This is a genomic window from Sphingomonas mucosissima, assembly GCF_002197665.1.
Lineage (GTDB): Bacteria > Pseudomonadota > Alphaproteobacteria > Sphingomonadales > Sphingomonadaceae > Sphingomonas > Sphingomonas mucosissima.
Genome location: NZ_NBBJ01000004.1, coordinates 93539 through 114953, shown reverse-complemented (window position 1 = coordinate 114953; position 21415 = coordinate 93539). Strand labels below are relative to the sequence as shown.

The 21415-nt window shown below is 65.7% G+C and carries 16 protein-coding genes; 5 read left to right on the top strand and 11 right to left on the bottom strand.

The window, feature by feature from the left end:
- Nucleotides 1–10: 10 nt before the first annotated feature.
- Together SPMU_RS12440 and SPMU_RS12435 are read right to left on the bottom strand one after the other, a co-directional pair.
- On the bottom strand, nucleotides 11–1945 hold the full coding sequence (locus tag SPMU_RS12440; RefSeq protein ID WP_088334234.1) for a S9 family peptidase: 1935 nt from the start codon (nucleotides 1943–1945) through the stop codon (nucleotides 11–13).
- Between the two features lie 85 nt (nucleotides 1946–2030).
- Nucleotides 2031–4658, bottom strand: a complete 2628-nt coding sequence (locus SPMU_RS12435; RefSeq protein WP_425442184.1) for an ATP-binding protein — start codon at nucleotides 4656–4658, stop codon at nucleotides 2031–2033.
- A gap of 171 nt (nucleotides 4659–4829) precedes the next feature.
- Between SPMU_RS12435 and SPMU_RS12430 the strand changes: the two genes are divergently transcribed.
- Nucleotides 4830–5402 carry a LuxR C-terminal-related transcriptional regulator gene (locus tag SPMU_RS12430; protein ID WP_245833259.1) on the top strand — a complete coding sequence of 191 codons (573 nt, stop codon included), beginning with the start codon at nucleotides 4830–4832 and terminating at the stop codon, nucleotides 5400–5402.
- A 97-nt stretch (nucleotides 5403–5499) separates the two neighbouring features.
- Here SPMU_RS12430 and SPMU_RS12425 read toward each other — a convergent pair whose 3' ends face one another.
- From SPMU_RS12425 to SPMU_RS12415, 3 genes are all read right to left on the bottom strand, one after another.
- A complete protein-coding gene (locus SPMU_RS12425) occupies nucleotides 5500–6045 on the bottom strand; it encodes a fasciclin domain-containing protein (RefSeq protein ID WP_088334232.1) in 546 nt (181 codons plus the stop codon).
- A 203-nt stretch (nucleotides 6046–6248) separates the two neighbouring features.
- Nucleotides 6249–6716 carry a YaiI/YqxD family protein gene (locus SPMU_RS12420; RefSeq protein WP_088334231.1) on the bottom strand — a complete coding sequence of 156 codons (468 nt, stop codon included), beginning with the start codon at nucleotides 6714–6716 and terminating at the stop codon, nucleotides 6249–6251.
- A gap of 47 nt (nucleotides 6717–6763) precedes the next feature.
- Nucleotides 6764–7552 (bottom strand): DUF1206 domain-containing protein, encoded by a 789-nt coding sequence (locus SPMU_RS12415; RefSeq protein WP_169715721.1) that lies wholly within the window; start codon nucleotides 7550–7552, stop codon nucleotides 6764–6766.
- Nucleotides 7553–7731: 179 nt separating this feature from the next.
- On the opposite strand from SPMU_RS12415, the gene SPMU_RS12410 reads away from it, so the two are divergent.
- The 3 genes from SPMU_RS12410 to SPMU_RS12400 all read left to right on the top strand — a co-directional run bounded on the left by SPMU_RS12410 (nucleotide 7732) and on the right by SPMU_RS12400 (nucleotide 11608).
- Nucleotides 7732–8505, top strand: coding sequence for an SDR family NAD(P)-dependent oxidoreductase (locus tag SPMU_RS12410; RefSeq protein ID WP_088334229.1), 774 nt, complete (start codon nucleotides 7732–7734; stop codon nucleotides 8503–8505).
- Nucleotides 8506–8661: 156 nt separating this feature from the next.
- A complete protein-coding gene (locus tag SPMU_RS12405; RefSeq protein WP_211275803.1) occupies nucleotides 8662–9810 on the top strand; it encodes a DmpA family aminopeptidase in 1149 nt (382 codons plus the stop codon).
- A 91-nt stretch (nucleotides 9811–9901) separates the two neighbouring features.
- Nucleotides 9902–11608, top strand: a complete 1707-nt coding sequence (locus SPMU_RS12400) for an amidohydrolase family protein (protein WP_088334227.1) — start codon at nucleotides 9902–9904, stop codon at nucleotides 11606–11608.
- 58 nt (nucleotides 11609–11666) lie between these two features.
- Here the strand turns inward: SPMU_RS12400 and SPMU_RS12395 are convergent, their stop codons facing one another.
- Together SPMU_RS12395 and SPMU_RS12390 are read right to left on the bottom strand one after the other, a co-directional pair.
- Nucleotides 11667–12191, bottom strand: coding sequence for a DUF1697 domain-containing protein (locus SPMU_RS12395; protein ID WP_088334226.1), 525 nt, complete (start codon nucleotides 12189–12191; stop codon nucleotides 11667–11669).
- 82 nt (nucleotides 12192–12273) lie between these two features.
- A complete protein-coding gene (locus SPMU_RS12390) occupies nucleotides 12274–14517 on the bottom strand; it encodes a TonB-dependent receptor (protein ID WP_088334225.1) in 2244 nt (747 codons plus the stop codon).
- Between the two features lie 283 nt (nucleotides 14518–14800).
- Here SPMU_RS12390 and SPMU_RS12385 point away from each other — a divergent pair, with 283 nt between their 5' ends.
- Nucleotides 14801–16072, top strand: a complete 1272-nt coding sequence (locus tag SPMU_RS12385; protein ID WP_245833257.1) for a WcaI family glycosyltransferase — start codon at nucleotides 14801–14803, stop codon at nucleotides 16070–16072.
- An 82-nt stretch (nucleotides 16073–16154) separates the two neighbouring features.
- Here the strand turns inward: SPMU_RS12385 and topA are convergent, their stop codons facing one another.
- The 4 genes from topA to SPMU_RS12365 all read right to left on the bottom strand — a co-directional run bounded on the left by topA (nucleotide 16155) and on the right by SPMU_RS12365 (nucleotide 21360).
- Nucleotides 16155–18731, bottom strand: coding sequence for a type I DNA topoisomerase (gene topA / locus SPMU_RS12380; RefSeq protein WP_088334224.1), 2577 nt, complete (start codon nucleotides 18729–18731; stop codon nucleotides 16155–16157).
- 96 nt (nucleotides 18732–18827) lie between these two features.
- Entirely contained in the window at nucleotides 18828–19199 is a 372-nt protein-coding gene (locus tag SPMU_RS12375; RefSeq protein WP_211275799.1) for a hypothetical protein, read from the bottom strand.
- Complete coding sequence (locus SPMU_RS12370; protein WP_088334223.1) at nucleotides 19196–20551, bottom strand: cytochrome P450; 1356 nt, start codon at nucleotides 20549–20551, stop codon at nucleotides 19196–19198. Before SPMU_RS12370 ends, SPMU_RS12375 begins: the two co-directional genes overlap by 4 nt.
- Before the next feature lie 14 nt (nucleotides 20552–20565).
- Nucleotides 20566–21360 (bottom strand): glutathione S-transferase family protein, encoded by a 795-nt coding sequence (locus SPMU_RS12365; protein WP_088334222.1) that lies wholly within the window; start codon nucleotides 21358–21360, stop codon nucleotides 20566–20568.
- Nucleotides 21361–21415: the final 55 nt, after the last annotated feature.

The following is a 21415-nucleotide window of genomic DNA, read 5'->3' as shown; positions in this document are numbered from 1 at the left end:
GCGGCATCGTTCAGCGCGGGGGCTGATCAAACAAGCGGCGCAGGAACACGGTTTCCACCTCGCGGCGGAGATCGTTGTTGGGCTTCTTCAGGAAGCCGTGGCCCTCGTCGGCAAAGAGGACGTACCAAGTCTCGTTGCCGTTCGCGCGCAGCTTCTCGACCACCTGATCGGATTCGAGCTGCGGCACGCGTGGATCGTTCGCGCCCTGCATCACGAGCATCGGCTTCTTGATGCGGTTAACGCTGGTGATCGGCGATATACGTTCCAGCACCGCGCGCATCTTGGGATTGCGCTCATCGCCATATTCGGCGCGGCGGTTGTCGCGGCGATAGGCCTCGGTCCGCTCGAGGAAGGTGATCCAGTTGCTGATGCCGTAGCGCTCGACGCCGCCGACCAGGCGATCGGAATAATGCGTCATGGCGGCGAGACTCATGTACCCGCCATAGGACTGGCCGTAGACGGCGACGCGGCTTGCATCGAGGGTTGGCTGCCGGCCGACCCAGTCGAGCAGGGCGCCGATGTCCTTGACCGAATCCTCGCGCTTTTCGGCGTTGTCGAGGTTGAGGTAGCGCTTGCCATAGCCGTCGCTTCCGCGAACGTTGGGCAGGATTACCGTCGCCTTCAGCACGTCAGCGAAATATTGCGCGCCATAGTTCCAGATCGGGCGCGTTTGCGCCTCGGGCCCGCCGTGGATGTCGATGATCACCGGCGTGCGCGTGCCCGCTGGCACGCCCTTTGGACGATAGACGAAGGCCGGCACCGAGAGGCCATCGAACGACTTGAAGCGGATGAGCTCCGGCTCGGCCAGCTGCGCGGGATCGAGATCGCCCAACTCCGAGGTCGTCCAGCGCGTCAGCTCGCCGCCATCGACGTTCCAGCTCCACACGTCCCCGGCCGACGTGGCGGAGGTGAGGCCGATCGCGAGCTGCTTGCCATCGGGCGAGAACATAAGCGCCGTCAGCACGCCCTTGGGCAGCGTCGGCTGCGGCAGCGCGCGGCGGGTGATGCGATCCTGCACCACCACGCGCGAGAAGCCGTCCTCGTTAACCGCATAGGCGAGCACGCGGCCATCGTCGGTCAGGTCATAGCTTTCGACATCCCACTTCAGCCCCGGGGTCAGTACCCGCTGCGTGCCGGTGGCGAGATCGATCTCCACCAGCTGGCGCGTGTCGCTACCCTGATCGGAAATCGCGATCAGCGTCTTGCCGCCGGGTAGGTAGCGCGGCTCCTGATAAACCGCTGCCGCTGCCTTGGGTGCGATGCGTCGCGCCTCGCCGGTGGCGAGATCGAGCTCGAACAACTGGTCTTCGCGGTTGGACAGATTGCGCACGAAGATCAGCCGCGACTTGTCGGGAGCAATGTCTGATGGCCCGACCGCGCCATCCGCCTGGTAGAGCGTGCGCGGCGTGCCGCCGGCCTTGGGGTCGATCCCCAGGATCGTGTACGCGGCGCTACCCTTGGTGGCGCGGGCCCAGGCGAGGAGCGAACCGTCCTTGCTGAACACGGGCGAACCGTTGCGCGTGCCCGCCTGCGTCAGCTGCTGCGCCGTGCCGGTGAGGCCGCGGGTGTAGAGCTGGAACCATTCGTCGCCGCCGGTGTCGCGCGTCATCACGAAGCGGTCGGTGCCGGGGATGACGGTGGCACTGGCGATCGGCTCGGCGCCGAAGGTGATCTGGGTACGCGTCGCGCCGGGCTTCGCGACGTGGTGCAATTGCTGCGTCGCGCCGAAGCGCGTGGCGATGAGCATCGAGCCGTCGGGCAGCCAATCCTCGAACTGCGCAGCGCGGCTGTTCTGATAGCGCTGCACCGCCTCGCGCACATCGGCCGGGATCTCCGGCACGCCCGACAGGGTGGCGCTGCCGACCTGGCGCTGACTGACGGTTTGGGCGGAAGCGCCGGCGGCTAGCGCGACGAGGGTGAGCGAGGCGGCCAAATGCTTGAACATGCGCCCTTGATCGGATGGCGATGGCAGCGCCGTCAAGCGGGAAGCGTGGCCGGCGCACTCGCCCACCCGGCTTTTCGAGGCCGCCTTACTCGTCCCGCTTGGCCAAAACGTGCCGGACTTTACGCGCCAGCGCTTCGCGCGTGTAAGGCTTGGACAGCAGCTCTACGCCCGGATCGAGGCGCCCATGATGAACGATGGCGTTCTCGGTATAGCCCGAGGTGAACAGCACGCAGAGCTGCGGCAGGCGTTCCTTGGCCTTGCGCGCCAGCTCCGGGCTGCGCAGCGGACCGGGCATGACGACATCGGTGAACAGCAGATCGATGGCGATGCCGCTTTCGATCACGTTCAGCGCGCTCAGCGCATCGCGGGATTTCAGCACGTGGTAGCCAAGTTCCGACATGAGGGCGACGGCAGTCTCGCGCACCTCGTCATCGTCCTCGACGACCAGAACAGTTTCGGATCCGCCCTGCACCGGCGCTGCGCTGATATCGGTGATCAGGTCCTCGTCCTCGACGGCGCGCGGCAAGTATAACTTGATCGTCGTGCCTTCATTCACCTCGCTGTAGATCTTTACGTGCCCGCCGCTCTGCTTGACGAGGCCGTGGACCATGGAGAGCCCGAGGCCGGTGCCCTTGCCCTCCGGCTTGGTGCTGAAGAACGGTTCGAACACCTCGTCGATGATGTCCTGCGGGATGCCCGATCCGGTGTCCGTCACCGCGATCATCACATATTGGCCCGGCGTCACGTCATTATGCTGGCGGCAATATTCGTCATCGAGGAAGGCGTTGTTCGCCTCGATCGTGAGTTGCCCGCCATCCTCCATCGCGTCGCGCGCGTTGATCGCCAGATTGAGGATGGCGTTTTCGATCTGCCCGGGATCGATCAGCGTGTTCCACAGTCCGCCCGCGATTATCGTCTCGATTTCGACATCTTCGCCGAGCGAGCGGCGCAGCAGATCGTCCATGCTGGCGATGAGACGGCCAAGATGGAGCACCTTGGGTTGGAGCGGCTGGCGGCGACCGAAGGCGAGGAGCTGGGAGGCGAGCTTGGCGCCGCGCGTTACCCCCGCCATGGCATTCTCCACCCGCTTTTCGGCGCGCGGATTGCCCGCCACATCACGGCCCAGCAGCTGGAGATTGCCGCTGATCACCTGAAGCAAGTTGTTGAAATCATGGGCAACCCCGCCGGTTAGCTTGCCCAGCGCCTCCAGCTTTTGCGATTGCCGCAGCGCCTGTTCAACCGTTTCGCGCTCCCGCGCTTCATGGTGAAGCTGCTCCAGCGCCAAACGCAGCTCTTCGGTTCGCGCGCTGACGCGCTGCTCCAGCGTTTCATTGAGCTGATGGAGCTGATCCTCGGCGCGCTTCTGATCGGTGACGTCATAGCCGTCGACGAAGATGCCGGACACGGCACCGGTGGTATCGTTGATGGGTTGAAATACCAGGTGCACGAAGCGTTCTTCGGGCGTTGCATCGGCCGTTCGCTGGAGAAGAACCGGCATGTTTCGGCCGACAAAGGGACCTCCCTGGCCGTAGACGGTATCGAGCAGTTCGAAAAACCCCTGCTCCGCGATTTCCGGCAGCGCCTCGCGTACCGGCCGTCCCAACAGATCGCGGCGGCCGACGAGCTTCATGTAAGCATCGTTGACCAATTCGAAGCGGTGCTCCGGCCCGGCCAGGATGCACATGAAGCTTGGTGCCTGCTGGAACAGCTCGCGCACGCGGTCACGCTCGCGGGTGCGGCGTTCCATCAGCTCGGCGCTGGCGAGGCGGGAGGCGATCTGCCCGGCGAGGAGCTCCAGGAAGCTCAGATAGTCGGCGCTGACTGGCCGATAGGGATTGAGGCCGACAACGACCGCGCCGCGCGGGCGGTGGCTGCGCTGGCCGGCGAGCGGGACGATGGCTACCTGGCGGGGCGGCTTGTTCCAGGCGCCGCACGGCAGATCACCGGCGGGCGCATCCTCGACGATGACGCCCGTGCCGCGGAGCACGCGGGACAGATCCCAGTGGTCGGGCGCGGCCAGCGGGTGATCCGCGGCCATGCCGGCCGCCGTCACGAGCACCGGCGGCGTATCTTCGCGAAGGGTATAGACCAGACTGAACGGCAGGTCCTGCGCGTTGTGTGACAAGGCGGCCTGCATGGCGCCGATCACCTCCGCATTCTCCTGCGCCGCAGCAAGCCCGGAGGCGAGCTCCCGCAGCGACGCGAGCCGCCGCTCGCTGATCACCCGATCGGTTTCTTCGGAGACGGCGCAGAACACCCCTTCGACCTGGCCGGTGTCGCCGATCAGCGGGCTGTAGGAAAAGGTGTGATAGGTTTCTTCGGGATAGCCGTTGCGCTCCAGCACGAGGAGCAGCGCGCGATCCCAGGTCGACTGACCCGTCTGGTAAACGGTGGCGAGCCGATCCTTGATGTCGTCCCAGATCTCGGCCCAAAGCGCCTGGGTGGGCATTGCCAGCGATTGCGGGTGCTTGATGCCGAGCGTCGGGCGATAGGCGTCGTTGTAGAAGAAGTTGATGTCCGGGCCCCATCCGAGCCACATTTCGAAACGCGAGGTGAGCAGCAGCCGCAGCGCGACCTTGAGCGCATTTGGCCAGCATTCCGGCGATCCCAGCGCGGTTCCGGCCCAATCGTGCGCGCGCATGAGGCGCGCCATCTCGCTGTCGCCGACGAAGACATCGGCATAAGGCTCCTGCCCGGTAATTGGGATCTCCAATACGATGACTCCGGATGCGCGGCTCGAGGCCTAGCGCTCGGAAATCCATAATTCCAGCATCGACCCGCCGTCGCAGACAGTATGGCCCGTCATCATCCCGCCGGTGTCCGCCCTTTGGGCGCTCGGCTCGGCGAATTGCCAGCCGGGCCGGCGTGGGGCTAACATCGCACCATGTCGCCCCATGCCATGATCAGGGACAGCTCCATCGCTGCGGTTATCAGCGATCCCACCCTGCCCGATACGCCGATCATCGCGTGCAACGACGCTTTCGTGCTCCTGACCGGCTATACGCCCGATGAAGTGGTGGGCCGCAATTGCCGCTTTCTGCGCGGCCCCGATACCGAGCCCGAACTGACGGAGGAATTGCGCCAGGCAGTGCGGGAGAAGCGCACGACGCTGGTCGAGATCCTGAACTATCGCAAGGACGGTACGCCGTTTCGGAACGCCGTGATGCTGGCGCCGATCTTCGATGAAGAGGGCGCGCTCCGGTACATCCTGGGGTCGCAATATCCGGTGTCGACCGCTGCCGGCGCATCGCCCGCGAGCGCGGCGATCGCGAACCTTTCCGAGCGTCAGCGCGCCGTGCTGGTGCGAATGACCGCCGGCCTGATGAACAAGCAGATCGCCTATGAACTCAACATCAGCGAGCGGACGGTGAAGATGCACCGCGCCGCGTTGCTGAAGGCGCTGGGCTGCCGCACCGCGGCCGAGGCCATCCGCGCCGCCGTTGAGGCGGGCCTCTAAAAAACGATGGGGAGGCGCCGGCGGGGCGCCTCCCCATGCCCAGCCCTGGAGTGGGGCAGAACCAAGGCCGGGATCCGGATGAGGTTAGGGGACGTGCTCAGGCGGCGGGCATCAGCACCTTGTTGATCACGTGGACGACGCCGTTCGACTGCGGCACGTCCGCGGTCGTCACGGTGGCGGTGCCGCCGGCCGCATCGGTGAGGATCACGTTGCTGCCCGACAGGCTGGCCTTCAGCTGCGCACCCTGAACAGTGGTGAGCGTCGCGGTGCCGCCGCCGGCGGTGATCTGCCGCGCAAGATCGGCGGCAGTCACCCGGCCAGCAACCACGTGATAGGTCAGCACGGAGGTGAGCTGCTGCTTGTTTGCGGGCTTCAGCAGCGTGTCGACGGTGCCGGCGGGCAGCGCGTCGAACGCCGCGTTGGTCGGGGCAAAGACGGTGAACGGGCCGGCGCCGTTCAAAGTGTTCACGAGCCCGGCAGCCTTTACCGCGGCCACGAGCGTGCTGAGATCGGGCAGCGCTGCGGCATTTTCGACAATCGTGCGGGATGCAGCAGGGGTTGCAGACTGGGGCTTGGCCTGGACAGGGGCGGTCAGGACCATGCCGCCGGCGGCCAGAACGATAAGGGTGCGAAGGGCCGACATGAAGCGTTCCTCTTAGGGTGCTGGTTGTTCTGGCCGGTTGAATGCATTTGGGCTTGAGTTGTTGCGCCGCCCGATGGGGGCGCAGAGGCAGCAAATCTCAAGCAAGTAACTCTATTTGCCGACAAAAGTGGGTCCGCTTGCCGGTGACCTGCCCCTAAGGGCATGTGCGTGCATGGGGCCGTATCTGATCAGACTGTGCTGTTTTAGCGGCCTTGCAGGCGCTTCAAACGCGTGAGCGCCGCGTCGAGCGCGGAGAGAAAGCGCGAGCGGTCCTCCTTGGCGAACGGTGCGGGGCCGCCGATGCGGTCGCCGCCGGCGCGCAGGTCGCTCATGATCGCCCGGACGGCGACGGCGCTCCCGATCGAGCTTGCGGTAAAGGGGCGGCCGTTCGGCCCGATCACCGCGCCAGCGCCGCCCTTCAGGCAGCGATCGGCAAGCAGGATGTCGGCCGTCACCACAACGGCAGCGGCGTCGACGTGCTCCGCGATCCAATCGTCGGCAGCGTCAAAGCCGTCGTCCACCACGATGCGGCTGATCAGCGGATGCTGGGGCACGCGCAGATGGGCGTTGCTGACGACCGTAACAGGGACTTCCAGGCGATAGGCGACGCGGTAGATCTCCTCCTTCACGGGGCAGGCATCGGCATCGACGAGGATCTTGGGCACGTTCATGGGTGCCTTATGGCACGAAAGCCGCCGGCGATAAGGCTGCCACGATGTTACGCGCGCCCGGTGGCGCGGCGCACCATGCCGTCGATCGGTGCATCGTGCAGCCGGCGATAGCGCGCCTCGATAAGGCCGAAGATCCCAAAGCCAAGCAGGCCAAGGGCGATCACGATGTCCCACGGATTGGTCAGCCAGGCGAGCGCCTTGTCCATGCCGCCGGCCTCCGCGCCCTGTTCCTGAAAGCCCGCGCGCAGCAGAAAGTAGCCGGTTATCATGAACACGAAGCCGCGCGCGCCATAGCCCAGCCGGCCGCTCCATTGCGCCCAGGCCTGCCGCGCGATCGCGGGATCGAGATAATCGAGGAACGACGCCTTCACCGCCTTTGCCAATTGCAGGATGCCGACGCCGACGAGCACCACGCCGCCGAGCATGACGAGGAAGCTGCCGCCCGGCAGCGAGAGCGCGGTTTGCGTGCCTTCGCGCGTGGAATCGCCCGACGAAGCCGCGCCCTGCATCAGCCGGATCGCCTGCCAGGCGAGAAAGAGATGGGTCACGCCGCTCGCGAGCGCGCCGACGCGCTGCAATGTGCCGTGGCGATCGCTGCCATGCCGCTCGATGTCGAAGGCGGCATCGGACAATCGCCAGATGCCGTAGCCGATCAGCCCCGCCGCCATCACGCCCAGCAGGAGCTGGCCGCCGCTTTCGCCGAGATAGCGCAAGGCGCCGGCCGGATCTTCCGCCCGGCCGGTGCGCAGGATCAGGAAGGCGATGACGATGTACAGCAATCCGCGCGTGGCAAAGCCCAGCCGGGTAAGTGTGGTGAGCCGTGCGCTGGCGTTCATCCGGGAATATCCTCTCGGCCGGGCAAACCGCCGGATCGGGCGGTTCGTTCCGGCAGCGTCAAGTTTCGTGCTGCGCGCCGACATGGCTTGCCAGCAGCGCCCCAAGATTGCGATGCAAGGCGTACCGCCGCCGTCCTTCTAGGCTGGTAAAAGAGCGGGACGAACAGGGAGAGTGAGCCATGGACCTGCAGCTCGGCGGAAAGGTGATCTTCGTGGCGGGGGGCAGTCGCGGGATCGGGCTGGGCATCGTCGAGGCGTGCCTGGCGGAGGGCGCGCGGGTGGCGATGGCGGCGCGCGGCGCAGCGGCGCTGGCCGAAACGCACGCGGCGCTCGCCGATCGTTATGGCGCGGATGCGATCTGGAGCGCGGCCGGCGACATGACCGATCCGGCGCAGGTCGAGGCGATCATGGCCGATGCCGATGCCGCCTTGGGACCGCTTTGGGGTGCGGTGGCGAATGTCGGGCTGCACCCGTGTCCGCCGGGGTTCGAGGTGGACGATGACACGTGGCGCGGCGGCATGGCGCAGAACCTGGACTCCGCCTTTTACCTCGCGCGATCGGCGCTGCGCCGGATGACCGCGCGGGGCGAGGGCTCGGTGCTGTTGATCGGCTCGATCGCCGGCCTCGCGGCGCTCGGCACGCCCTTGACCTATGGCACGGCCAAGGCGGCGCTGGGCCATCTGGGCAAGGAGCTGGCAGTGATGGCAGGGCCGAAGGGCGTTCGGGTCAACTCCATTGCGCCGGGCAACATCATCTTTCCCGGCGGCGACTGGGAGGAGCGCTCGGCGGGGCCGCGGGCGGAAAGCTGGTGGCGGTGGATCCGGCGCGAGGTGCCGCTGCAGCGCTTCGGCAAACCGGAGGAGATCGGCAGCGTGGCGGCGTTTCTGCTGAGCCCGCTGGCGAGCTTCGTCACGGGCGCAATCGTGCCGGTGGACGGCGGGCAAAACCGCTGATCCCGGGCTGGCGCGCTGGACAGTGGCGGGTGATGTGCGATGACGCGTCTGTCGCGGGCGCAACGGGCACGGCGTGGCCGGAAGGGGGCAGGGATGGTGATGCGGGGGCGGATCGGCCGGCTGGTCGGATGTGCGCTGCTTGGCGGGGGATTGCTGATGGTGAGCACGGGATTGCGCGCTGATCAGGCCGAACCAGCCGCGCCGCGCGCGCGTGACGCCGGCATCCGCATCGGTATCCTCACCCCCGGACCGCTCAACGCAATCACCGACGTGGACGGCGTGCGGGTCGGCCATATGACGCTGATCGATGGGACGCGCGTGCATACCGGCGTGACGGCGATCCTGCCGCACGGCGACAATCTGTTCCAGAACAAGGTGCCGGCGGGGTTCAGCGTCGGCAATGGCTTCGGCAAGTTCGCCGGCAGCACGCAGGTGGAGGAACTGGGCGAAGTGGAGACGCCGATCCTACTCACCAATACGCTGTCGGTGGCCGAGGCCATGGCGGCCAGCATCGAATGGACGCTGGAACAGTCCGGCAACGAACAGGTGCAATCGGTGAACGCCGTGGTTGGCGAAACCAACGATTCCTTCCTGAACGACATACGTGCGCGGACTGTAACCTCTGCGAAGGCGCGCGCGGCGATCGCCGCGGCGAAGACGGGGCCTGTTGCCGAGGGCGCCGTGGGCGCGGGCACCGGAACGGTCGCCTTTGGGTACAAGGGCGGGATCGGCACCAGCTCGCGCGTGCTGCCGACGTCGCTCGGCGGGCACAAGGTCGGCGTGCTGGTGCAGAGCAATTACGGCGGCGTGCTAACGATCGCCGGCATGCCGGTGGGCGAGCGGCTCGGCGGCTATCTCTTTGAGCGGGAGGTGGACCGCAAGCAGGGTGACGGATCTGTCATCATCGTGATCGCGACCGATGCGCCGCTGTCCGATCGCAACCTGAAGCGGCTCGCCGCGCGCGCCTTCATGGGGATTGCACGCACGGGCTCGCCGATGACCAATGGCTCGGGCGATTATGCCATCGCCTTTTCCACCCACCCGGATGTGCGCCGCAGCGCGCAGCGTCGCGCCACGGCGAGCGCCTATCGCGACGTCGGCAACGATCAGATGACGCCGCTTTTCCAGGCAGCGAGCGAGGCGACGGAGGAAGCCGTCGTCAATTCGCTGTTCGCTGGCCGGACGGTGACGGGGCATCGCGGCACGGTCGAGCGGCTGCCGGTGGACAAGGTGCTGGCGATGTGGCGCGCGCTGCCGCGCGATGATCGTGCGGACGGCCGGCGGCCCGCACGGCCGAAGCGCTAAGGGGTGGCGCGTCGGCTGAACGCAAACCTCAATCTCGCGCACGGCAGTCGCTGCCGCTGCGCTTTTCTCCTGCATCTCTGAAGGATCGATCATGGCTTTGTCTCGCCGATTGGGTGCTCGCCTGCTGTTGCTGGCGAGCGCTGCGCTTGCCGGCCCGGTGCTGGCGCATGAGGAACAGGCGCCGCGCGCTGCTGCGGCTCCCGCCCCTGCTGGCAATGATCCGGGCGCGGCTCCGGCGCGTGCGGCGGGCGAAGGCGCCGGCCCGTTCCGCCGGCTGGTCATTCGCGGCGCCACGTTGATCGACGGCACCGGCTCCGTTCCGCGCGGGCCAGTCGACATCGTGATCGAGGGCAACCGGATCGCCGACATCCGCCAGGCCGGCTGGCCCGGCATGGCGCTCGCTCCCAATCGCGCGCCGCAGGACTCCGACCAGGAGATCGACGCGACCGGCATGTATGTGCTGCCCGGCTTCGTCGACATGCACACGCATCTGCCGGGCAAGGACAAGGCGCCGGATGCGTCTTATGCCTATAAGCTGTGGCTGGCGCATGGCGTGACGACGGTACGCGGCGTGTCACTCGCAGCGCCCTCCTTTACCAGCCGCGAGAAGGCGCGATCGGCGCGCAACGAGATCGCTGCGCCGCGCATCTTCAACTACCAGACAATGGGCGCAGGCTGGTCCGGCGGGCGCATCTCCAGCCCCGAGAAGGCGCGCGAATGGGTGCGCTGGGCTGCGAAGAACGACATCGACGGGATCAAGTTCTTCGGGCGTGATGACGAGACGCCGGCGGTGATGAGCGCTGCCATCGACGAAGCGCACAAAAACAAGATGGGCACCGTCGCGCACCTCAGCCAGACGGGCGTGTCGGACTTCAACGGCATCATCGCCGGACGTGCCGGGCTGGACACGATCACGCACTTCTACGGGCATATGGAATCGCTGCTGAAGGATCATACGATCCAGAAATTCTCGCCTGACTATAATTTCTACAACGAGCTTCAGCGCTTCGCACAGGTGGCCGATATCAAGGACGAGATCCACGCGCCGGGATCGCCGGAATGGTGGGATTACCTCCAGGAGCAGAAGGCAAACGGCGTGACGTTCGACCCGACGTTCAACATCTATGCCGCCTCACGCGACCTGATGCGGGCGCGCAATGCCGATTGGCAGGGCCAGTATACAACACCGCAGCTGTGGAATTATTTCCAGTCCACCCGTGATAATCATGGATCATACTTCTTCGACTGGACCAGCCAGATCGAAACCAACTGGAAGGGTTTCTACCGCAACTTCTTTCAGCTGATTCATGATTACAACCAGATCGGCGGCCGGGTGACGGTGGGCACCGATTCCGGCTTCATCTACAAGGTGTACGGCTTTGCCTATGTCGAGGAGCTGGAGCTGCTCCAGGAGGCGGGGCTGACCCCGCTTGAGATCTTCCGCGCCGCGACGTCCAATGGCGCCAAGACGCTGATGGCGCCAAAGGGGCAAGAGCCCGAGTTCGGTGCGGTGCGGCGCGGGATGCTCGCCGACTTGGTGATCGTGCCCGAGAACCCGCTGGCGAACCTGAAGACTTTATACGGCACCGGCCATGTGCGGCTGAACCCGCAGACGAACCGGCAGGAGCGGATCGGCGGCGTGCGCTACACGATCAAGGACGGTATCGTGTACGATGCGCGGCGGCTGCTGGCGGACGTGCAGGCGATGGTGGCGCGCGAGAAGCAGGTGGTGCCGACGCCCGTGTCGCCGCCGATCATCCCGCAGGAGCCACCGTTCGCGAGCGCGCGCGTGGAATAGGGCTGCGTGAAGTCGTAAGCGACTGCTTCAGGCTGCGTGAAACGACAGGTTGGCTGCCCTAGTCCAGCATGCTCGCGATGTTGCAGACAGAACGCAGATTACGGGTGGTCCAAATACCCGATGTTGGTCCCACTCCCATCTTCGACCGGCCGGAGCCGTCGCCGAAGTAGAGCCAAAGGGTGTCGCCTCTGAGCTCAACGCGTTCATTGGCGCCGGCACGATGCCGCAGAGCGAGGGCATGTTCTTCTGTCGCCGGCTGCTTGCCGACACATAGCATGACTAGGTTGGGCTCCCGGTCGCCTTGCGCACAGAAGGGATTGCTGTTCACGTAAGCCAGCCATTGGGCTGCGGACCGGGCGATGACATCGACGGGAAACCCAAACCGATCTTGGATGGCGTTCTCGAGTGTGGTCTCGATGAGTTCAGCTGCCTGGTCACTGGCGAACACGACATTACCACTCGCCACATAGGTCCGAGCATCGCGGTAACCGACCTCGGCCACTATGCTGCGAAGGTCCTGCATGGGGACACGTCGATGCCCGCCAACATTGATCCCTCGCAACAGGGCCACGTGTTTGATCATGTAGAGCTCCTCGCGGGGAGGCTAACACGCGGACGGAGGTTCGCTAATGGCCGAAAGAAGATCTCCCTTACGCGTTCACATTCTAGAAGCTTCGGCTGAGCCGGAGCGTCCACTCGCGCGGCGCGACGGGATAGCCGATCGCGCCGACGCTGCCGGTGTTGTAGCGGCGGTCGGCGAGGTTGGTGGCGGCGAGGAGCAGGCCCCAGTCGCGCCAGTCCACGCCCGCCTGTATGTTAATCTGCGCGGCGTCGGTGACGCGGTGCTGCGGCTCGTTGCACAAGGCGATCGAGTACGGGCTGGACGCGCTGTAATCGCCGCCGAGCCGCACGCGCGCTTCGCCGACCTCCTGGGTGTAGCTCGCCCGCACTTGATAGCGCAGCGCAGGGGTGAAGCGCAGGTCGAGATCGCGCTCGTCGGGCACGAAAGCGGTGCAGCCGGGGCTGGAGGCGAGGCGGGTGAAGCGATCCGCCAGGGTCGCTACCCAGCCGCCGACCTCCACGCCCATCAGCGGGCGCGCGGTCCATTCCAGTTCGAGACCCTGGATGCGGGCGTTGCCGACATTCTGACGGAAGATCTCGGGCGGGCCGGCCGTCACTCTGGACGCCGAAAAGGCGATGTTGGTGTAGTCGTTGACGAAGTACGTCGCGTTGATGCGCAGCCTGCGATCCAGCCAGTCCGATTTTAGGCCGACCTCGTAATTCCATACGATTTCCGGGGCGATCGCGCCTTGGCGGTTCAGCGCGAAATCGATGTTCCGCGCGCGCCCGTCGAAACTGCCGCTGCGAAATCCCTTGGCAGCGAAGGCATAGATCATCGTCTCGCCGGCCCGTGTCGTCAGCGTGTGATCGAGTTCGAGCCGGGGGGACACGTCCGTCCAGCGTTCGGAGATGCGGCGCTGCGCCAGCCGGCCATCGGGCAGCGTCAGGATCGTGTCGGGCGCCGTGAGGAACGACACTTCGTAGCGCTTGCGCTCATCGGTGTAGCGGAGTCCGCCGGTCAGGCGGGAGTCGCCGAAGGATAAGGTGGCGGAGCCGAACAGCGAGGAGCTGCGCGTATCGAGTTCGGGTGCGTAGGGGGACCAATTGCCGATGGTGCCGAGCCCACGTGAGGGAGCGTTGAAGAAATCGCGGTTGCGGAACCGCGCATTCGTGCCGGCGGGTGTGGCGAAGCTGACGGCGGTCAGCTGATCATTGTGCTCGCGGAAATGATAGGCGCCGATCAGCCATTGGACGCGCTGCGCAAAGGCGTTGCCGGCAAGCTGCAGCTCCTGGCTGACGTTATGCTGGTCCTGATCCTGGAGAAGGATCACGTTGGCGCCGACGCCGGCCGGGTTTGCGGTCTGGTCAAAGCCAATCCGCGAGCGGAGCGCGCGATAGCCGGTGATCGCAGTGAGCGTTGCGCCTGTGAAGCGATAATCCGCGCGCAACGAGAAGCCGCTGGTGTCCGTGCGATTGAGCGGATCGGTGTCGGCGGATTCGAATGCATCGATGTCGCCGCCCGGCGCGATAAAGATATTGGTGAAGCGGCCGGGCCGCGCCGGATCGGGCCGGAACCGCTGCGGGAAGCGCGGGCCGGAGCGATCCCGCGTCGTGTCGATCGTCGCGTACAAGGTCGCTTCCGCGGAAGGCTCCCACAGCAGCGACGCGCGCGCGCCTTGCAGGTCCTGGCCGTTCACGCGCGCGCCGTTGGTCAGGTTGCGGCCCCAGCCGCGCTGGTTGCGGGAGAGGGCCGAGACGCGCATCGCGAGGTTGCCCGCCAGCGGAACGTTCGCGGTGGAGCGGGCATCGATGCGGCCGTAGCTGCCGATCGCGAGATCTATCGCGGCCGACGCTCGATCCGGTGACGGGCGTTTCATGACGAGCTTGATCGCGCCGCCGCTGGTGTTGCGCCCATACAGCGTGCCTTGCGGACCGCGCAGTACCTCCACACGGTCCACGTCGATCAGGTCGAGCAAGGAGCCGGTGGAGCGCGGCAGGATCACATCGTCGACGTAGATCCCGACCGGCGGGTCGTTGGTGAAGATCGAATCGCCCTCGCCAACGCCGCGCAAGAACACGAGCGCTCCGGAGCTCGTGCCGAAATTGCGCGAGAGGTAGAGGTTCGGCACGGCTGCACCGATGCGATCGAGATTGGCCATCGCCTCGTTCTCGAGCCTGGCGGCGGGAACGACGGTGAGCGCGATCGGCACGGTCTGCGCGCGCTCCTCGCGGCGTTCGGCAGTAACGAGGATGTCGTCCACGGTTTCTTTGCCAACGACCGGCTCTTCCGCAACGGCAGGAAGACTGGCGACACATGCCACGACCGCCAGCGCTCGCACCCCATTCATTCCCGATAAGCCCCGTCCGCAAAGCGGCAGCGCGCTATGGAGATCAGGGGCGCCGGTCAAGGCAGGAGATACACGCTGCCGACCCCCGGCGCTTCGATCCGGGCACACAAAAGCAAAAACTTACGGGACGTGGTTAATAGAGGATAGACAAATGGTCGGAATCGGACACACAACAAGAGCGAGAGCAGAGAATCTGCCTTAAAGCCGGGGGGAGTCGCATGCTGAGTGGAACATTGCGCGCGCAGATGCGCGGCGTTGCCGGTATGTATCTGGTCAGCATGTCGTGAGGCGCGCGCTGCGGATATTGATCGTCGGTCCCAATTACGCGCCGGAGCCGGTCGGCATTGGTCCGTGTACAACGGGCATGGCGGAAATGCTTGCCGCGGCCGGCCATCAGGTTCGCGTCATATGTAGCACGCCTTCCTATCCCCATTGGAAAGTTCTTCCTGGCTACGGACGATTTCGCCTGGCCCGCGCGATCGAGAACGGGGTCAAGGTTATTCGATTGCCCCATTATGTGCCGGCCGTTCCCAATGGCATTCGCCGCCTGATCCACTTGGCGAGCTTCGCCCTTTTAGCGCTGCTCGTGCTGGGTGTCCTGATGGTTCGGCGCCGACCCAATGCAGTAGTGGCGATCGTGCCGTCCACCATGGCCGCGATCGTCGCGCGTTGGTGCGCCAAGCTGTTCCGCCTGCCCTTCTGGGTGCATGTCCAGGATCTTGAGGCGGAAATGGCGATTGCCACAGGCCAGATCGGCAGATCCCCCTTGACCATCGCCGCCGCGCGCGCGGTGCAGCGACTGGCGCTTCGCGGCGATCGGGTGAGCAGCATTTCGCCAGCAATGTGCGCGCATCTGGCGGAGAAGCAGGTGTCGCGGCACGAAATCGTCGAATTCCGAAATTGGGCGCGGCCGGATGTGGCGCCGATCGACCGGCCTTCGCCCTACCGTGCGGAATGGGAGGTGGAGCACCGCTTCGTGGCGCTTTACTCCGGCAACATCGCGGCGAAACAGGGGGTCGAGATCATCGCGCAGGCAGCGCGTCTGCTGGCCCATCGACGCGACCTTCTATTCGTCATCTGCGGCGACGGACCGCACAAGCCCGCGTTGGCGGAAAGCATCGCCGATTGCGACAATGTGCGCTTGTTCGACCTTCAGCCTGCAGACCGGCTTGCTGATCTGCTCGGGCTCGCCAGCGTGCACCTGCTCCCGCAAATGGCGGGTGCGGCGGATCTGGTGCTGCCGTCAAAGCTTCCCAACATGCTGGCATCCGGCCGTCCCGTCGTGGCGACGGTGGACCAGAATACGGATTTGGGACGCGAGCTGAGCCAATGCGGGCTGATCGTGCCGCCGCATGATGCGCAAGCCCTTGCCGATGCGATCGCCCGCTTGCTCGACGATGAGGGGCTGTGCGACGAACTCGGCCGCAACGGGCAGCAGCGCGCCGCCGAGCGGTGGAGCAAGCAGGCCATACTGGAGCAGTTCGAACGCGAGCTGTGCGCCGTTGTTGACCGCAGAGATGGTGATCTCGAATGGAGCGTGCTGACCGCGGTGTGACCCGCACTCGTTCACCGGCGCGATCGGCCATTGCCCGGTGTTGCGAGGCGGCAGGTGGTTGCCGCCTCTGCGCACCAGGCGATTACGTGTTTGCCGCAGCCTTCTTCGGCGCGGATTTTTTCGCCGGGGTCTTCTTTTCTGTAACCTTGGCTGCTGTCTTGGCCGGCGCCCTCTTCGCCGGCGCTTTCTTCTTGGCCGTCTTGCCCTTGCTCGGCATGGCGGCGCGCGCGTCGATCAGCTCGGCGGCTTCTTCCAGCGTCAGGGCGTCGGGCGCGATCGTCTTGGGCAGGGTGGCGTTGGTTTCACCGTCGGTGACATAGGGGCCGTAGCGCCCCTCCATCAGCTTGATCTCCGCCTCGGTGCGCGGATGCGGCCCAAGCACCTTGAGCGGCTCACGCGAGCCGCGCTGCGGGCGGCCACCGCCGGCAGCTGCCTCGGCGAGCTTCACCACGGCGGCGTTCATGCCAGTTTCGAACACGTCGGCGGTGCTCTGCAATCGGGCGTATTTGCCGTCATGCTGCAGATAGGGGCCGTAGCGGCCGATCGAGGCGACGATGTCCTTGCCGGTTTCAGGGTGCTGGCCGATCGTGCGCGGGAGGCTGAGGAGCTTCAGCGCCATTTCCAGGTCGAGCTCGCCCACATCCTTGGGGATCGAGGCGCGCTTCGCGTCCTTGCCTTCGCCCAGCTGGATATAGGGGCCAAACCGTCCCGACTTGCGCTCCACCGAGAGGCCGGTTTCCGGATCCTGGCCAAGCTGTTCCGGCTCGCCGCTGTCGCCGGCCTCACCGCCCGCCTGCGCGAAGCGGCGGGTGTATTTGCATTCCGGATAATTGGAGCAGGCGATGAACGCGCCGAACTTTCCGCCGCGCAAGGCGAGCTTGCCGGTGGTGCAATTGGGGCACAGGCGCGCGTCGCTGCCGTCCGCCCGGTCGGGGAAGAGATAGGGCGCGAGGAAAGTGTCGAGCTGCTCGGTGACTTCGCTTGGCTTGAACTCCATCACTTCAGTCGTGCGCGGCTTGAAATCGCGCCAGAAGCTTTCGAGCACCGCCTGCCATTGCGCGCGGCCGCCTGAGACGTCGTCCAGTTCCTCTTCCAGCTCGGCGGTGTAATCATAGCCGACATAGCGTTCGAAGAAGCGTTCGAGGAACGCCGTCACCAGCCGTCCGCTCTCCTCGGCGAAGAAGCGGTTCTTTTCGACTCGCACATAGGCGCGGTCCTTCAGCGTCTTGATGATCGAGGCGTAGGTCGAGGGGCGGCCGATGCCGAGCTCCTCCATCCGCTTGACCAGCGAGGCTTCGGAAAAGCGCGGCGGTGGCTGGGTGAAATGCTGTTCGGCGTCGACGCTCTTCTTGGCCGGGGAATCGCCGTCGCGCATCCGCGGGAGGCGCTTGGCGTCCTCATCGGTGCTGTCGTCCTGCCCCTCTTCATAGAGCGCGAGATAGCCGGGGAAGAGCACGACCTGACCAGTGGCACGCAGGATGTTGCGGCCAGTGCCGTCGGCCATGTCGACGGTGGTGCGCTCCATGCGGGCGGACGCCATCTGGCTGGCAAGCGCGCGCTTCCACACCAGTTCGTACAGCCGGGCATGATCGCCCGAGCCGACCTTGTCGCGCGAGAAGTCGGTCGGGCGGATCGCCTCGTGCGCTTCCTGCGCGTTCTTGGCCTTGGTCTGATACTGCCGCGGCTTGTCGGGCACGTAGCTAGCGTCATAGCGGTTGGCGATCGCGCCGCGCGCGGCGTCGATGGCGCTGCCGTCCATCTGCACGCCGTCCGTCCGCATATAGGTGATCGCGCCGTCCTCGTAGAGCTGCTGCGCGATCCGCATCGTGTGATCGGCGGAGAAACCGAGCTTGCGCGCTGCCTCCTGCTGCAACGTCGAGGTGGTGAAGGGCGGAGGTGGGTTGCGCGTCGCGGGCTTGGTCTCGACCCGCTCGACGGTGAAGCGACCGGCCTCGACCGCGGCCTTCGCCTTCAGCGCATCGCCTTCATTGCCGATCGACAGGCGATCGAGCTTCTTGCCCTCCCATTGCACCAGCCGCGCGGTGAAGGGCGTGCCGTCCTGCTCAAGTCCGGCAGTGACGGACCAATATTCCTGCGCGCGGAACGCCTCAATCTCACGCTCGCGATCGACGATCAGGCGGAGCGCGACCGACTGTACGCGGCCAGCGGATTTGGCGCCTGGCAGCTTGCGCCACAGCACCGGCGAGAGCGTGAAGCCGACGAGATAGTCGAGCGCGCGGCGGGCGCGGTATGCGTCGATCAGATCGGTATCGAGTTCGCGCGGGTTCGCCATCGCGGTCGTCACAGCCGCCTTGGTGATGGCGTTGAAAGTGACGCGTTGAACGTCCTTGGGCAGCGCCTTGCGCTTCGCCAGCACTTCCTGGACGTGCCAGCTGATCGCCTCTCCCTCGCGATCAGGGTCGGTGGCGAGGATCAGCCGGTCGGCACCCTTTGCCAGATCGGCAATCGCCTTCAGCTGCTTGGCCTTGTCGGCGTAATTTTCCCATTCCATCGCGAAGCCGGCGTCCGGATCGACCGAGCCGTCCTTCGCCGGCAGATCGCGAACATGGCCGTAGCTCGCGAGAACGCGATAATCCGAGCCGAGATACTTTTCGATGGTCTTCGCCTTTGCGGGCGATTCGACAATTACAAGCTGCATTGGCGCCTAACTAGTGATCCTCACACGTATGCGCGAGGGTGGAGAGCGCCGGCCCCTGCCGTCAAGCCAGCGTTCTCCCTTTTCGGCTGCCGAATGTCAGACGGTGCGTACTGGCGTCGCTCGCCAAGCGAGGAGGAAGCCGAGCCCAAGCAGCAGGTCGAACGCGCCGAACAGCAGCACCAGGGCGGGCACCTTGCCGGCGGCGAACAGCAACACGGCCGGTATGCCGAACGCGAGTTTCTCCGCGACGGACGGCAGCATCAGCGCGCGGTAGCGGAGAGGATCGCCACCGATCACCCAGAAGACGAGCTGGAAGGCACTGGCGGTGCCGATAAAGCCATAGGCGACCAGCTCCGCTCCCGCCGGCTGGGGAAGCAGATATTGCGGCAGCAGCGCGAGCAGGCCGAAGATCGCCGCGCCGCGAAACCACAGCGATACCCAGCGTGGCGCGCCCGCCGCGCCGATCACGCGGCCTTGGCAGCGCGTTCGGGCGTGAACTCCACCTCAAGCCGACGAACGGCATGGACGAAGTTGTTGGGGGCGATGTCCATCTCGCCCGTCCAGCGAATGTCGGGGAAGCGGGCGAACATCTGGCGATAGGCTTCTTCCAGCTGAAGCTGAGCCGTCATGCGGCCGATGCAGATGTGCGGGCCGTGGCCAAAGGCGATGTTCTTCTCGGCATTCGCCCGCGTGATGTCGAACCGGTCGGGACCGGGGAACATGGCGGGATCGCGGTTCGCCGCGCCGTAATACATGATCACCTTTTCACCCTCGGCGATCTGCTGGCCCTCCAGCTCGGTGTCCTTGGTGGCGGTACGCCGCATGTAGATGACGGGGGAAACCATGCGGGTGATTTCATGCACGGCATTGGTGAGGAGGCTGCCGTCCGCCTGCAGCTTCTGCTTCTGATCCGGGTTCTCGGTGAACAGCTTCATGGCGCCCGAGATCGAATTCCGGGTGGTGTCGTTGCCGGCGAACACGATCAGCAGCCAGGCGCCGTCGAGATAGGGGTCGGGCAGCGGATCGCCCTCCACCACGGCATTGGCAATGGCGCTCATGAGGTCCGGCTGCGGATCGGCGCGGCGCTTGGCGAGCATGTGGCGGCCGTATTCGAACATCTCGCCGACGTTCTTGTTGAACATCTCAATGAAGGCGGCGATCTGTGGGCTGAGTTCGCCCCCGCTGGCCATCTGCTCTGCCTGCTCGGTGGCGATCTGCTGCGCCATTTCGAGGAAGTGGATCCAGCCGATGAACTTCTCACGATCAGCTTCGGGCACGCCCAGCATCTCGCACAGGGTAAAGATCGGCAACCGCTGCGAAAATTTCTCCACGAGGTCGCACTTGCCCAGCGGCGCCATGGTATCGAGCAGACGGGTCACTTCCGCCGAGACGCGATCGCGCAGGCCCTTGATATAGGTGGCGGTGAAATAGGGCATATGCTCGCGCCGCAGCTCGCGATGCGGGCGCGCGTCGAGATTGATCATCGAATTGGTCGAGGCCGAGAACAGGATCGGGTGGCGCGTTTCCTGCGGCCCCAACGCCATCAGGATGCCGCCCTTTTCGCTGCTGAAGGTCTGCGGGTCGCCATTGACCCGCTTCACGCCGTCGAAGCTGGTGACGGCCCAGAAACCCACGCCGTCGCGTGGCATGGGGTGCCACATCACCGGCGCCTCTGCGCGCATGCGAGCGAAGTCGTCCCATGGCTGGCCCTGCGTGAAGCGGCGGATATCGATGAGGTCGACGCCCGGGAGGGTCGGGTAATTCGGGTCAAAGGTGGGGCCTGCGCGCCCTTCGATGATGTGATCGCTGACGAGATGCATGTTACGCTCCGAATTCAAACAAGATCAGGGGTGAAGCGGATGTTGCCGCGGGCCATGCCTTGCGTCACGACCTCCAGCCCGCCCGACTTCACCATCCATTCCAGGCGGTGATCGCGGTATTCGCGCTTGAAGAGGCCCTGTTCCAAGAGCTTGGCGACATCGCCCATCCCCCCGGCGGAAGCAGCGGCGGCAGCTTCGGCGACAGTATCGCGCACCGACCGCCGCGCATTGGCGCGGGCCAGCCAAGCGGCGAGCTTCGAGCCGGGCTCGGGGGCGATGCCGTGGCCGACCGATCCGTTGACATAGGGCACCACCGACAGGTCGCCCCAGCCGAACGTTTCTCCGTTGAACCATTCGCGATGGCCAAGCTCGCGCTCCAGCCAGTTGAAATAGCCGCGCACCTGTTCGCCGGCGCGGGTGCTCAGGGCGTCACCCAGCGGGCCTTCCGCACGGCGGAACCAGCGCAGTTCGGAGAGGCCCCAGTTCACGGCCTCCAGATGGGTGTCGACCACTTCCTCGATCATGCGCACGCGAGCGCGATCGGCGGGGGTGGCTGGGAGCAGCGGGGGCTCCGGCCAGGCATCCTCGATATATTCCAGGATGATGGTGGAATCGAAGATGCCGAAGCCATTGTGGACGAGCGCGGGCACTTCGGCGCGCGGATTGGTGGCGACGAACTCGCCAGCCGCGCCGCCAACGCCGATCCCGCCGGGGACCGCCGTGTCAAAGGCCACGTTCTTTTCGCGCAGCGCGATCTTCACCTTCTGCGCATAAGGCGACAGCGGGTGATCCCATACTGTCACGGTCATGCCGCACCTCCCCATAACTTTTGTTCTGGAGACGCTATGCCGTCGCGCGCGGAGA